Origin of the sequence: Sinorhizobium sp. 8-89 (assembly GCF_030124325.1) — a bacterium.
Classification (GTDB): Bacteria; Pseudomonadota; Alphaproteobacteria; order Rhizobiales; family Rhizobiaceae; genus Sinorhizobium.
In genome coordinates, this window is record NZ_JASKLR010000022.1 from 1 (window position 1) to 13,038 (window position 13,038).

Annotated in this window: 12 protein-coding genes; 9 read left to right on the top strand and 3 right to left on the bottom strand. The window is 62.4% G+C overall.

Annotated features, from left to right (window positions below; all coding sequences use genetic code 11):
• Together QN219_RS26775 and QN219_RS26780 are read left to right on the top strand one after the other, a co-directional pair.
• A partial coding sequence (locus QN219_RS26775) for a zinc-binding dehydrogenase (protein ID WP_284003199.1) occupies positions 1 to 445 on the top strand: 445 nt, incomplete at its 5' end.
• Between the two features lie 70 nt (positions 446 to 515).
• Positions 516 to 2,318, top strand: a complete 1,803-nt coding sequence (locus QN219_RS26780; protein WP_284003200.1) for an NAD(P)/FAD-dependent oxidoreductase — start codon at positions 516 to 518, stop codon at positions 2,316 to 2,318.
• A gap of 66 nt (positions 2,319 to 2,384) precedes the next feature.
• Here the strand turns inward: QN219_RS26780 and QN219_RS26785 are convergent, their stop codons facing one another.
• Genes QN219_RS26785 through QN219_RS26795 form a run of 3 tightly spaced genes read right to left on the bottom strand, consistent with a single transcriptional unit; the run spans position 2,385 to position 7,363 of the window.
• A complete protein-coding gene (locus QN219_RS26785) occupies positions 2,385 to 5,537 on the bottom strand; it encodes an efflux RND transporter permease subunit (RefSeq protein WP_284003201.1) in 3,153 nt (1,050 codons plus the stop codon).
• A gap of 31 nt (positions 5,538 to 5,568) precedes the next feature.
• Positions 5,569 to 6,714, bottom strand: a complete 1,146-nt coding sequence (locus tag QN219_RS26790) for an efflux RND transporter periplasmic adaptor subunit (protein WP_405052270.1) — start codon at positions 6,712 to 6,714, stop codon at positions 5,569 to 5,571.
• Between the two features lie 40 nt (positions 6,715 to 6,754).
• Entirely contained in the window at positions 6,755 to 7,363 is a 609-nt protein-coding gene (locus tag QN219_RS26795; RefSeq protein WP_284003202.1) for a TetR family transcriptional regulator, read from the bottom strand.
• A 280-nt stretch (positions 7,364 to 7,643) separates the two neighbouring features.
• Here QN219_RS26795 and QN219_RS26800 point away from each other — a divergent pair, with 280 nt between their 5' ends.
• The 7 genes from QN219_RS26800 to QN219_RS26830 all read left to right on the top strand — a co-directional run bounded on the left by QN219_RS26800 (position 7,644) and on the right by QN219_RS26830 (position 13,030).
• On the top strand, positions 7,644 to 8,081 hold the full coding sequence (locus QN219_RS26800) for a pseudoazurin (RefSeq protein ID WP_284003272.1): 438 nt from the start codon (positions 7,644 to 7,646) through the stop codon (positions 8,079 to 8,081).
• Positions 8,082 to 8,394: 313 nt separating this feature from the next.
• Positions 8,395 to 8,589, top strand: a complete 195-nt coding sequence (gene napE, locus QN219_RS26805; protein ID WP_284003204.1) for a periplasmic nitrate reductase, NapE protein — start codon at positions 8,395 to 8,397, stop codon at positions 8,587 to 8,589.
• Positions 8,590 to 8,597: 8 nt separating this feature from the next.
• The gene (gene napF / locus QN219_RS26810; RefSeq protein WP_284003205.1) at positions 8,598 to 9,098 is read left to right on the top strand and encodes a ferredoxin-type protein NapF; all 501 of its coding nucleotides are present in this window, start codon (positions 8,598 to 8,600) and stop codon (positions 9,096 to 9,098) included.
• Positions 9,091 to 9,390: a chaperone NapD gene (locus QN219_RS26815; protein WP_283976428.1), complete on the top strand. Its 300-nt coding sequence runs from the start codon at positions 9,091 to 9,093 to the stop codon at positions 9,388 to 9,390. Before napF ends, QN219_RS26815 begins: the two co-directional genes overlap by 8 nt.
• Positions 9,365 to 11,869: a periplasmic nitrate reductase subunit alpha gene (gene napA / locus QN219_RS26820; protein ID WP_284003206.1), complete on the top strand. Its 2,505-nt coding sequence runs from the start codon at positions 9,365 to 9,367 to the stop codon at positions 11,867 to 11,869. Before QN219_RS26815 ends, napA begins: the two co-directional genes overlap by 26 nt.
• Positions 11,839 to 12,330, top strand: coding sequence for a nitrate reductase cytochrome c-type subunit (locus QN219_RS26825; protein ID WP_284003207.1), 492 nt, complete (start codon positions 11,839 to 11,841; stop codon positions 12,328 to 12,330). The genes napA and QN219_RS26825 overlap by 31 nt, the downstream gene beginning before the upstream one ends.
• A gap of 4 nt (positions 12,331 to 12,334) precedes the next feature.
• A complete protein-coding gene (locus tag QN219_RS26830; protein WP_269286320.1) occupies positions 12,335 to 13,030 on the top strand; it encodes a NapC/NirT family cytochrome c in 696 nt (231 codons plus the stop codon).
• Positions 13,031 to 13,038 lie beyond the last annotated feature (8 nt).

Sequence of the window (13,038 nt, forward strand, 5' to 3'; positions counted from 1 at the left end):
CCTCGAATTCGCAGCATCGATCCTGCCGGATCTCGTCACGATCAACCCTGAGCGAAGAAGACCAGGTGAGATCGTGCGCGCTTTGACCGAAGGCAAGGTCGGCTGCGACGTCGCGATCGAATGCGTCGGGAACGAGCACGCGCTCAAGACCTGTGTCGATGCGGTGCGTAAGCAGGGCATCGTCGTGCAGACCGGCCTGCATCCGCATGAAAACCCGCTCGACTGGTTCCAGGTCACCTTCAAGGACATCGATCTGCGCGGCTCCTGGGCCTACCCAACCCACTATTGGCCGCGCGTCATCCGTCTGATCGCGTCCGGCCTCCTGCCGGCGAAACGGATCGTCACGAAGCGCATCGCGCTCGATGAAGCGGTGACCAACGGCTTCGACGCGCTGCTCGACCCGTCCGGCAAGCACCTGAAGATCCTGATCGATCTCATGAAGTGACACCGATGTTCCCGCGCGGGCGGATGAGGAGCCGCCCGTGTCTCAATCAAGCGAAAAAGGAGGAGACCTCATGCTTGAAGAAAGTCCCAACACCCGCATCGACAATACGCTTGCCAAGCTCGGCAGAGCGCTCGAACAGGGCGATATCGAGGCCGCCGTCAATCTGTTCCAGGCGGATTGCTACTGGCGCGACCTCGTCGCGTTTACCTGGAATATCAGGACGATGGAGGGTCGGGACCAGATCCGCGACATGCTGACAAACCAGCTCGCAGCGGTGAAACCGGCACTGTTCCGGCAGGACGAGAAGGAACAGGCGAGCGGCGGGGACGGCGTGAGCGAAGGATGGTTCGAATTCGAGACGGAGGTGGCGCGCGGCTACGGCCACATGCGGCTGAAGAACGGCCTGATCTGGACGCTTCTCACCACGATGACGGAGCTAAAGGGGCTCGAGGAGCCGAAGGGCTTCAGGCGGCCGCTCGGCGCCGAGCACGGTCATGATCCCAACCGCAAGACGTGGAGGGAAAAGCGAGAAGAGGAGGCGGCCGAACTCGGCTACGAGACCCAGCCCTACGTCGTCATCATCGGCGGCGGGCAGGGCGGCATCGCGCTCGGCGCGCGCCTGCGCCAGTTGAACGTGCCGACGATCATCATCGAGAAGAACGAACGCCCGGGCGACAGCTGGCGAAAGCGCTACAAGTCGCTCTGCCTGCACGACCCGGTCTGGTACGACCACCTGCCCTATATTCCCTTCCCGGAGAACTGGCCGGTCTTCGCGCCGAAGGACAAGATTGGCGACTGGCTGGAGATGTATACCAAGGTGATGGAGCTCAACTACTGGAGTTCGACCACCTGCAAATCGGCCAAGTACGACGAGGAGGCGAAGGAGTGGACGGTCGTCGTCGAGCGTAACGGCGAGGAAGTCGTGCTCAAGCCGAAGCAGCTTGTTCTGGCGACCGGCATGTCGGGCAAGCCGAACATCCCGAAACTCAAGGGCCAGGACGTCTTCAAAGGCGAACAGCAGCATTCGTCGCAACATCCGGGTCCGGACGCCTATCGCGACAAGAAGGTGGTGGTCATCGGCTCCAACAATTCCGCGCATGATATCTGCGCGGCGCTTTGGGAAGGCGGTGCCGACGTGACGATGGTGCAGCGTTCGTCCACGCATATCGTCCGGTCGGACACGCTGATGGATATCGGACTCGGCGACCTCTATTCCGAACGGGCCGTCGCCGCCGGCATGACGACGCGCAAGGCCGACCTGATCTTCGCCTCGCTTCCCTACCGGATCATGCACGAGTTCCAGATTCCGCTTTACGAGAAGATGCGCGAACGTGACGCCAGGTTCTATGCGGATCTGGAAAGGGCCGGCTTCATGCTTGACTGGGGCGCCGACGGGTCCGGCCTCTTCATGAAATATTTGCGCCGCGGTTCCGGCTACTACATCGACGTCGGCGCCTGCGATCTCGTCATCGACGGCAGCATCAAGCTGAAATCGGGCTCCGACGTCAGCCACCTGACGGAAGACGCGGTCGTGTTGAAAGACGGCACCGAGCTTCCGGCCGATCTCGTCGTCTACGCCACCGGCTATGGCTCGATGAACGGCTGGGCGGCGGATCTCATCTCGAAGGAGGTCGCCGACAAGGTCGGCAAGGTCTGGGGCCTCGGCTCCGATACGCCGAAGGATCCCGGTCCGTGGGAGGGCGAGCAGCGCAACATGTGGAAGCCGACGCAGCAGGAGGCGCTCTGGTTCCACGGCGGCAACCTGCATCAGTCGCGACACTATTCGCAGTATCTTTCATTGCAGCTGAAGGCCCGCTGCGAAGGCATTGCGACGCCGGTCTACGGCCTTCAGGAACGTCATCACCTCGGCTGAGGGCCGATGAAATGCGCCAGCCGGCTTATCCTCCGGCTGGCGTATCAAGAATCGTGGCGGCAGAGTTTACTCCGCAGCGATCGGCGCGGGATAGCGCTCTTCCTCGTTATCGTCCTCGGTGGGCTGCTCGGCCGCTTCCGGCTCGCTCTCCTGTGCCTTCGGCTCCTTGCCGAAGAACAGCGCGTAGCCGGCCGGCAGCACCAGGATCGTCAAGACGGTCGCAACGAGGATGCCGCCCATCATGGCATAGGCAAGCGGGCCCCAGAACACGCCGCGCGAGATCGGGATCAGCGCGAGTACCGCCGTCAGCGCGGTGAGCATGATCGGCCGGAAGCGGCGAACCGCCGCGCCGATGATCGCTTCGGCGCGCTCCATGCCTGCGGCGATGTCCTGATCGATCTGGTCGACGAGGATGATCGAGTTGCGGATGATGATGCCGAGCAGGGCGATGACGCCGAGAATGGCGACGAAGCCGAAGGGCGCGCCGCTGATGAGCAGCGCGGCGGCGGCGCCGATGATGCCGAGCGGACCGGTCGCGAGCACCAGCATCGCCTTTCCGAAGTGCTGAAGCTGCGCCATCAGGAGGATGACGATGACGAGCAGCATGATCGGCGCCTTGGCGGCGATCGAGGCTTGGCTTTCGGCGCTATCTTCGGCGCCGCCCTGGATCTCGACCTTGTAGCCGGGCGCGAGGCCGTTCCGCAGGCCCTGAAGCTCTTCGTAGAGCTTCATCGTCACGTCGTTCGACTGCATGCCGTCGGGGAGCGTTGCGCGGACCGTGATCGTCGGCAGGCGATCGCGGCGCCATTCGATGCCCTGTTCCATGACCGGCACGACCTTGGCGACCTGCGAGACGGGCACGAAGCCGCCGAAATCGGTCGGGACATAGACCGAGTTGACGGCCGAGAGCAGTTGGCGATTGCCGTCCGGCTCGCGTGCGACGATCGAGACCGTTTCCTCTCCGTCGCGGAAATTATCAAGCGGCACGCCGGACATCGACGCCTGCAGCATCTGGCGGATGCGCTGCGAGGTGACGCCCAGCGCACGGGCGCGGTCCTGGTCGATCACCAGCTTCATCGCCGGCACCGGCTCCAGCCAGTCGTCGTGAACGGCGCCGAGCTGGGGATTTTCGTTGAACTTCGCCTTTACCTCATCGGCGATGCGGCGCACCTCGGCGCGGTCCGGGCCCATCACGCGCAACTGCACGGGCCAGCCGGTCGGCGGGCCGAGGAACAGCCGGTCGACCTTGGCACGGATCGACGGGAAATCTTCGGCAAGGACCGTCCGCAGCTTTGTGATCAGCCGCTCGCGGGCCGGCTCGTCCTTCGCCATGACCAGGAGCTGGGCGAAGTTCGGGTTGCGGAGCTGCTGGTCGAGCGGCAGGAAGAAGCGCGGCGCGCCTTCGCCGATATAGGTGGCGATGAAGCGCTTGTCCTCGTCGTCCATCATCCGAGCTTCGAGAGCCTTGGCCTGCTTCTCGACCTCCCTGATGCTGGTTCCTTCCGGCAGCCACAGATCGACCAGGATTTCCGGCCGCGAGGACTGCGGGAAGAAGTTCTTCGGGATGAACTGGAACGCCCAGAGGCGGCCGACGAAGGTCGCGAGCGTCATGACGAGCACGATGACCTTGTGGCGCACCGCCCAGCCGACGGTCGCCCGCAAGCGGCGATAGAAGCGTGTGTCGAAGACGTCGTGGTGGCTGCCCGCATGATGGCGCTGCTTGAGGATCATGTAGCCGAGCCAGGGCGTGAAATAGACGGCGACGAACCAGGAGACCACCAGCGCGATGCCGACGACATAGAAGAGCGAGCGCACATATTCGCCCGCGGTCGATTCCGCGAAGCCGACCGGGATGAAGCCGGCGGTCGTGATCAGCGTGCCGGTCAGCATCGGGAAGGCGGTCGAGGAATAGGCGAAGCTCGCCGCCTCGATTTTCACGAGGCCTTCCTCGAGCTTGCGCTCCATCATCTCGACCACGATCATCGCGTCGTCGACGAGCAGGCCGAGCGCGATGATGAGGGCACCAAGCGAGATGCGCTGCAGGTCGATGCCGAGTTCGTACATGATCGCGAATGTGGCGGCGAGCACCAGCGGGATGGCGATCGCGATCACCAGGCCCGAGCGCCAGCCGATCGACAGGAAGGAGACGACGAGAACGATGATCAATGCCTCTCCGAGGGCATGCATGAACTCGCTGATCGCGTCAGTCACGACCTCCGGCTGGTTGGCGATCTGGTCGACCGACACGCCGTAGGGAAGCGAGGATTCGAAGCGGTCATAGGTCGCTTCCACCGCCTTGCCGACGTCCGTGACATTGAAGCCTTTCGCCATGACCACGCCGATCTGGACGCTGTCGTGGCCGTTGAAGCGGTATTTGCGCTGGAAGGGGTCTTCCAGTCCCGAGGTGACACTGGCGATATCGCCAAGCCGGATTACCTGATCCCCCGCACGCAGCCTCAACGCGCGGATATCCTCCGCCCGGTCGACTCCCCCTTCGACGGAAATGCGGACGGAGCGGGTGCCGGTATCGACGGAGCCGGCGAGATCGACATTGTTCTGGCCGACAATCGCACTGCGCAGATCGTTGAGCGTCAGCCCGCGTTCCGCGAGCGCCTTGGAGGAGACGTCGATATAGATCTTCTCCGGCTGGTCGCCGATGATCGACACCTTTTCGACGCCGGGCGTCGTCAAGAGCATGTCGCGGCCCTGGATCGCGAACTTCTTGAGCTCGGGATAGCTGTAGCCGTCGCCGCTGATCGAATGGAGCGTGATGAAGGTGTCGCCGAACTCGTCGTTGAAATAGGGGCCGAGCAGGCCTTCCGGCAGCTCGTTGGCGATGTCGCCGACCTTCTTGCGCACCTGGTAGAAGGCGTCGGCCACCTCTTCGGCATTGGTGTCGCCTTCGACCTGCAGCGTGATGATGGCGCTGCCGGCGCGCGTGTAGGAGCGCACGAAATCGAGATGCGGCGTTTCCTGCAGCTTGCGCTCGATCTTGTTGACGACCTGGTCCTGCATCTCCTCGATCGATGCACCCGGCCAGACGGCCTGGATAACCATGACGCGGAAGGTGAATTCCGGATCTTCGCGCTGGCCCATGCGTACGAGGCCGAGCGCGCCGGTGATGATGATCAGCGCGAAGAGGAAGCGCGCGATGCTCGGGTGGCCGATCGCCCAGCGCGAGAGGTTGAACGGTTTCCTGTCCTCAGTGGAGGCGTGCATGGCGTCGTTCCGTTCTGTCGATCAATGGGAGTTAGCGAAGGACTTCGCCGGTTTCGGTGAGAGCTGCCTGCTGTTCGACAGCCGGCAGCTTCACCTTCAGGTCTTCCGTCATGAATTGCGTGCCGGCAGCAACGACGAGATCGCCCTGCCCAAGCCCTTCGGCGACGCGAACGCCATCGCCGGTGAATTCACCGAGCTTGACGTCGCGTGCATGCACCGTCGAGCTGTCACGATCAACCACCCAGACGATCTTCCGGCCATCCTTTTCGGCAAGCGCGCTCAACGGGATGGAAACCGACAGCTGGGCATTGGCGGCGGCCGCCTCGATCGTGGCTGTCATGCCGAGCAGCACGCGCGGGTCGGTCGGCAGACTGATGCGCACGGAGAAAGTTCGCGACTGCTGGTCGGCACTGCCGGAGACCTCGCGCACCGTGCCGTCGAGCACGAGTGCGTCGTCCGACCAGAAGTGCGCCTTGACGGTCTTGCCCGGCTTGAATTCGGATATATCCATCTCGGGCACGGCAATCTGTACTTCTTTCTCGCCATCGACGGCGACGGTCACGACCGGTGTGCCGGCGCCGACGACCTGGCCGATATCGGCATTGATCGCGGTGACGATGCCGTTCTGGTCGGATTTCAGATCCGTGTAGGTAACCTGGTTCTTCGCCTGGTCGAGCGACGAGGCAGCAGCGTCCCGCGTGGAAACCGCCTGGTCGTAGAGAAGCGCCGCCTGATCGAGCTGGGCCTTGGACGAGAATTCCTTGGTGAAGAGCTGCTCCGCCCGCATCTTGGTCAGCGCTGTCGTTTCCACCTGCTTCTCGGCGGCGGCGAGATTTGCCTCGGCGCTTTTCACGGCGAGCTGGTAATCGGTCGGATCGACGCGGGCAAGCAGATCGCCCGGCTTCACCCGGTCGCCGATGTTGACGAGCCTTTCGGTGATCTTGCCGTTGACGCGAAAGCCGAGATTCATCTCTGTGCGTGCCTTCACCGAGCCGGAATAGTCGAGTTCACGCACATTGCCGCCCCCGGCGACCTCGAAGACCTTGACCGGCCGGATGACCTCCTTGGTCTCGACCTTCTCTTCCGAGCAGGCCGAGAGGGCGGCGGCAATGGCGAGGGCGGCCGCGAACTTGGCGGCGACCGGGATGCTCATTCCGAAGGCCTTGGGTGAAAACATCGCTGGCACTCCTGATCCTGTCTGCCGCCACGCGGCTCTATTATTTCTTCAGCGCCCTGATCACGTATTCGACCAGTTCGTCGGGTGTCGCGCGATTTTGCTTCGCGAGACACTGTGCCACCATTTGCGGATGGCAGAGCGTAACGGTGCTGGCGCCAAAGCACCGGGCGGCGGCATCCGCGTCCTGATCGGCGAATTCGCCGGACGCGATCCCGTCACGGATGATGTCCGCCACGAGTTCATGCAAGCGGTCGATATGTTTCTCGATGACGTGCCAATCCCGCTCGATCGCGACGACCACCATCTCGTGGACCTTCTGCTCGTCGAGCATGGTTTCGACTGTCATCTTGTGCTGGCTGTGCACGTAGCGGCGCAACCGCTCGGAGGCGCTCAAGGGGAGGTGTGAAATCTCGTAGGCCTGTTGGTAGCTGGCGGCGAGCATGCGGCCGCAGATCGCCTGGTGGATCTCGGTCTTGGAGGCGAAGAAGCGGTAGATATTCGCCGGCGACATTTCGAGGTCGCGGGCGATGTCGGCCACGTTGGTCTTGCTGTAGCCGTAATGCCGGAACAGCCGCTCGGCGGAATCAAGGATCCGCGTCACGTTTTCCTGTCTGGCTGCATCGACGCCGGTATCTGCGAGTTCGCTCATTTCATCTCACGAATTACGAGTGACGATTTTCGAATTTCGTTATTCTTAATCCGGCAGACGTAACCTGTCAACGATCTTCGGCTGAGGAGGCGGGCGGGCTTGACCATGACGTGGCGATTACGGGTCGAAGTTCGCATGCATGAGCGCAAGAGGCGGTCGACCATCATCTTTCGCGTTGTTTGACGCGCGTCAAAGTCGGCAGGCCAGCGTCGGCCTATTTCCGGGGAGACAACCCCAGGCAAGGGCTTGGCGGTTCAACGGAGAAGATGAAATGCTGACCATGATGAAGAAGAGCCTTGGCCTCGCCGCGCTGGCAATGCTCATGACCACGCCCACGCTTGCGGCAGATTTCGAAGTGCACATGCTCAACAAGGGTAAAGACGGCGTGATGATCTTCGAACCGGCCTCGCTGAAGGTCGCCGCCGGCGATACCGTGACCTTCGTTCCGACCGACAAGGGCCACAATGTCGAGACGATCAAGGGCATGCTGCCGGATGGCGCCGAAGCGCTGAAGAGCAAGGTCAACGAGAACTACAAGGTCACGTTCACCACTCCGGGCGTCTATGGCGTGAAGTGCACACCGCACTACGGCATGGGCATGGTCGGCGTCGTGCAGGTCGGCGACAACCCGGCTAACCTTGACGCGGCGAAAGGGGCGAAGAACCCGAAGAAGGCGCAGGAGCGCCTCAATGCTGCCTTCACGGAGCTGGCGCTGTAAGCGGCGGTGCACACCCGGCAACACCAGAATCATAAAGCCGGTGCGGCGCGAACGCCGCGCCGGCTTTTCTTTCTCTGTCCGACCTGCCGCCGATTTTCCACGCGTTGGCGTTGTAGAATGTGCGTTTTTTCGAAAATACGAAATGTACAGGCGGTCGCTTCCAAGAGAAACGTATATTTGTTCGGGATAAAATATCTCCTTGAATTGACAGATGTTATTTGTCTTCTTGAGGAAGAGAGTTTAGTTTATTTTCCTTTCTTTCCCGTCAAGGATCGTTACTATGTTGGCGGTGACATCAACGAGGGATGTTAACGTGTCAGAATTATCTTCGCAGCAGGTGACGGAGCGGCGGCCGCAATCCAGAAGACGCGAACTTCTGACATTCCTCGTGCTCGCCTTCGGTATCTGGCCGCTCGTGGCCGTCGCCGTAGTCGGTGGCTACGGTTTCCTCGTCTGGATGTTTCAGCTCGTCTTCGGACCACCCGGTCCGCCACCGGCGCCGCATTGAGGTGCGTCATGGCGGTGGCGACGATCTCCAGACGAAACCTTCTCTTCGGACGTAACGCTTCCGAGGCCGAACGGATCTGTCCGCCGGGCGTGACGCTCGAGAACCTCGCCGTCTGCACCGGCTGCGGCCGCTGCGTAGACGCATGTCCCACGAATATCATCAGCCTTGCCGCAGAGCGGCCGTCGCTCGATTTCTCCGTCGGCGAATGCACCTTCTGCGGTGATTGCCGGCGCGCCTGTCCGGAGCCGGTCTTTCAACCGGCGGACGTGAAGCGCTTTGCGCATGCGGCGGCGATCGCCGATCATTGCCTGGCGAAGAACAACGTCGCCTGCCAGTCCTGCCGCGACAGCTGTCCGGAAGAGGCGATCCGCTTTCAGCCCCGCACCGGCGGGCCTTTCTTGCCGGTCGTGAACGAAGATGCCTGCAGCGGCTGCGGCGCCTGCGTCGGCATCTGTCCGGTCGGCGCCGTCCAGGTCGCCGCACGGACCGGGGAGGGCGCCCATGCCTGAAAAATCGAGCGAAAAACCAGCCGAATATCATGTCTCGAGCGCTGTCGTCGTCGCCGTTCCGGCGATGGAGGAGCAGGTCCTCGCGGCGCTTTCCCGAATGAACAATGTCGAGGTTTACGGCCACCAGGGCGGCAAGATCGTGGTGGTCATCGAAGGAACGAGTACGGGCGTGCTCGGCGAGTGCCTGTCGCGGATTTCCACGCTCGAAGGCGTGGTCGCTGCCAACATGGTGTTCGAGCATGTCGAGAAAGAGGAGACGATCGGCAATGACCGACGAACTGACGCGGCGTGACATCCTCAAGGCCCACGCGGCCGGCATAGCGGCGGCAACGGCGGGCATTGCGCTTCCCGCCGCCGCGCAACCCGTACCCGGTGGCGTAAGCGCGCTGGAGATCAAATGGTCGAAGGCGCCATGCCGCTTCTGCGGCACCGGTTGCGGCGTGATGGTGGGCGTGAAGGAAGGGCAGGTGGTCGCCACCCATGGCGACATGCAGGCGGAGGTCAATCGCGGCCTCAACTGCATCAAGGGCTATTTCCTGTCGAAGATCATGTACGGCGCCGACCGGTTGAAGACACCGCTCATGCGCAAGCGAAACGGCGCCTACGCCAAGGACGGCGAGTTCGAGCCGGTCAGCTGGGACGAAGCGTTCAACGTGATGGCGGAGCAGGCGAAGAGGGTCTTGAAGGAGAAGGGGCCGACGGCTGTCGGCATGTTCGGCTCCGGGCAGTGGACGATTTTCGAAGGTTATGCGGCGACGAAGCTGATGCGCGCCGGCTTCCGCTCCAACAACCTCGACCCCAATGCCCGCCATTGCATGGCATCGGCGGCCTACGCCTTCATGCGCACCTTCGGCATGGACGAGCCGATGGGATGCTACGACGACTTCGAGCACGCCGACGCCTTCGTGCTTTGGGGCTCCAACATGGCGGAGATGCACCCGATTCTCTGGACCCGGCTTGCTGACAGGCGGCTGGGCCATCCGCATGTGCAGGTCGCGGTGCTCTCAACCTTCACCCATCGCAGCATGGACCTCGCCGACATCCCGATCGTCTTCAAGCCGGGCACCGACCTTGCGATCCTGAACTATATCGCCAACCACATCATCCAGACCGGGCGCGTCAACCAGGAGTTTGTCGAGAAGCACACGACCTTCATGGTCGGCGCGACCGATATCGGCTACGGCTTGAGGCCGGATAATCCTCTGGAGGTCAAGGCGGTGAATGCCAAGGACGCCGCCAAGATGACGCCGAGCAATTTCGAAGAGTTTAAGACATTCGTTTCGGACTACACGCTCGACAAGACCGCTGAACTCACCGGCGTCGACGCAGCCTTCCTGGAGCAACTGGCCGAACTCTATGCCGACCCCAAGCGCAAGGTGATGTCGCTCTGGACCATGGGGTTCAACCAGCATGTGCGCGGCGTCTGGGTCAACCAGATGGTCTACAATCTCCATCTCTTGACGGGGAAGATTTCGGAGCCGGGCAACAGCCCCTTTTCGCTGACCGGGCAACCATCCGCCTGCGGCACCGCGCGCGAGGTCGGCACCTTTGCCCATCGCCTGCCGGCCGACATGACTGTCACCAATCCAGAACATCGCGAGCATGCCGAAGAGATCTGGCGGATACCGCACGGGATCATCCCGGAAAAGCCCGGCTACCATGCCGTCGAGCAGGACCGCATGCTGAAGGACGGCAAGCTCAATTTCTATTGGGTGCAGGTCAACAACAACGTCCAGGCGGCGCCCAACACCAGCAACGAGACCTACCAGGGCTACCGCAACCCCGACAACTTCATCGTCGTTTCCGATGTCTATCCGACGATTACCGCGATGAGCGCGGACCTTATCCTGCCGGCCGCCATGTGGGTGGAGAAGGAAGGCGCCTATGGCAACGCGGAGCGTCGCACCCATGTCTGGCACCAGCTCGTCCAGGCACCGGCCGAGGCGCGTTCGGACCTGTGGCAGATGGTCGAATTCTCCAAGCGCTTCATGACTGACGAGGTCTGGCCGGCGGAAATCCTTGACGCCAATCCGTCCTATCGCGGCAAGACGCTGCACGACGTCCTGTTCAAGAATGGCGCGGTGGATCGCTTCCCCTTGAGCGAGGTCAACGGAGACTATGCCAACAACGAGGCCGAGGCCTTCGGCTTCTATATCCAGAAGGGCCTTTTCGAGGAATATGCCACCTTCGGGCGCGGGCATGGGCATGACCTTGCCTCTTATGACCGCTACCACGAGGAGCGCGGCCTGCGCTGGCCCGTCGTCGACGGGAAGGAGACGCTTTGGCGCTACCGGGAAGGCTATGATCCCTATGTGAAGCCGGGCGAGGGCGTGAAGTTCTACGGCCGCCCGGACGGCAGGGCGGTGATCCTTGCCGTTCCCTACGAGCCTCCGGCCGAAGAGCCCGATGACGAATACGATATCTGGCTGGTTACCGGTCGCGTGCTCGAACACTGGCATTCCGGATCGATGACGATGCGCGTGCCGGAGCTCTATCGGGCCTTCCCCGGCGCAGTTTGTTTCGTGAACGCGGATGACGCCCGCAAGCGCGGCCTCAACCAAGGTGGCGAGGTCAGGATCGTTTCCCGGCGCGGCGAAATCCGTGCCCGCGTCGAGACACGCGGCCGCAACCGCATGCCTCCCGGCGTGATCTTCGTTCCGTGGTTCGACGCCAGCAAGCTCATCAACAAGGTAACGCTGGACGCTACCGATCCCATCTCCAAACAGACGGATTTCAAGAAATGCGCAGTCAAGATCGTCTCTGCCGCATGATGAGAAGCCCAGCATGGATGCTCGGAGCGCTGCTTGCGGTGCTGTTCGTGAGCACCGCGGCCATCGCCCAGATGGTGCCGGAACTTTCTGGACCGCCGCAATCGATGGACGAACCGGGAGCCGAACCGATACCGAAATGGGTGGTCGACGACGTCCGCAAGATGCGGGCCTATCCCGATCAGCCGCCGGTGATCCCGCATTCGATCGAAGGCTATCAGCTGTCGGTCAACACCAATCGCTGCCTTTCCTGCCACAAGCGTGAATTCACTCAGGATTCCGGGGCTCCGATGATCAGCGTCACCCATTATCAGACGCGGGATGGGCAGATGCTCGCGGACGTGTCGCCGCGGCGTTATTTCTGCACCGCCTGCCACGTGCCCCAGGCCGATGTCAGGCCGCTCGTCGACAACACTTTCAAGGACATGAGCGAGCTGGGCGTCAAGCCGGCGGGAAGCGAGTGACGCCATGGGATGGATCCGGAAACTCGTCCTCTGGGCGTGGCACCTCGTCAGCACGCCGGCAGGAACGCTGAGCCTCGGCTTTCTGACACTCGGCGGCTTCGTCGGCGGTGTGATGTTCTGGGGCGCCTTCAACACCGCGCTCGAGCTTACCAACACCGAAACCTTCTGCACCTCCTGCCACGAGATGCGCGACAACGTCTATCAGGAGATGTCGCGGACGATCCACTTCTCCAACCGCTCCGGGGTCAGGGCCACCTGTCCGGACTGCCACGTCCCGCATGACTGGACGGACAAGATCGCCCGCAAGATGCAGGCGTCGAAGGAAGTCTGGGGCAAGATCTTCGGAACGATCAACACCCGTCCGAAATTCCTCGAGCACCGGCTGGAGCTTGCGCAGCATGAATGGGCGCGTCTGAAGGCGAACGACAGTCTCGAATGCCGCAACTGCCATTCGTCTATCGCCATGGACCTGCAGAAGCAGACGCAACGGGCGGCGGCGATTCATACCCGTTACCTGCTTCCCGGCCGGGCAACCTGCATCGATTGTCACAAGGGCATTGCGCACGAATTGCCGAACATGGAAGGCATCGATCCGGGCTGGAAGATGCCGCCGGAACTGGAAGGCCAAAGCACCAGCAGCTTGACGCCGATCGACGAACTCAGGAAAGCGATGAGGGAGCTCCACGCCAGCAACTTCTGACGCCTGCG

Bases quoted from the DNA above. Each gene is read 5' to 3' on its own strand.
- QN219_RS26780 (WP_284003200.1), top strand. From the start codon at position 516: ATGCTTGAAGAAAGTCCCAACACCCGCATCGACAATACGCTTGCCAAG.
- QN219_RS26785 (WP_284003201.1), bottom strand. From the start codon at position 5,537: ATGCACGCCTCCACTGAGGACAGGAAACCGTTCAACCTCTCGCGCTGG.
- QN219_RS26790 (WP_405052270.1), bottom strand. From the start codon at position 6,714: ATGTTTTCACCCAAGGCCTTCGGAATGAGCATCCCGGTCGCCGCCAAG.
- QN219_RS26795 (WP_284003202.1), bottom strand. From the start codon at position 7,363: ATGAGCGAACTCGCAGATACCGGCGTCGATGCAGCCAGACAGGAAAAC.
- QN219_RS26800 (WP_284003272.1), top strand. From the start codon at position 7,644: ATGATGAAGAAGAGCCTTGGCCTCGCCGCGCTGGCAATGCTCATGACC.
- napF (WP_284003205.1), top strand. From the start codon at position 8,598: ATGGCGGTGGCGACGATCTCCAGACGAAACCTTCTCTTCGGACGTAAC.
- QN219_RS26815 (WP_283976428.1), top strand. From the start codon at position 9,091: ATGCCTGAAAAATCGAGCGAAAAACCAGCCGAATATCATGTCTCGAGC.
- napA (WP_284003206.1), top strand. From the start codon at position 9,365: ATGACCGACGAACTGACGCGGCGTGACATCCTCAAGGCCCACGCGGCC.
- QN219_RS26825 (WP_284003207.1), top strand. From the start codon at position 11,839: ATGCGCAGTCAAGATCGTCTCTGCCGCATGATGAGAAGCCCAGCATGG.
- QN219_RS26830 (WP_269286320.1), top strand. From the start codon at position 12,335: ATGGGATGGATCCGGAAACTCGTCCTCTGGGCGTGGCACCTCGTCAGC.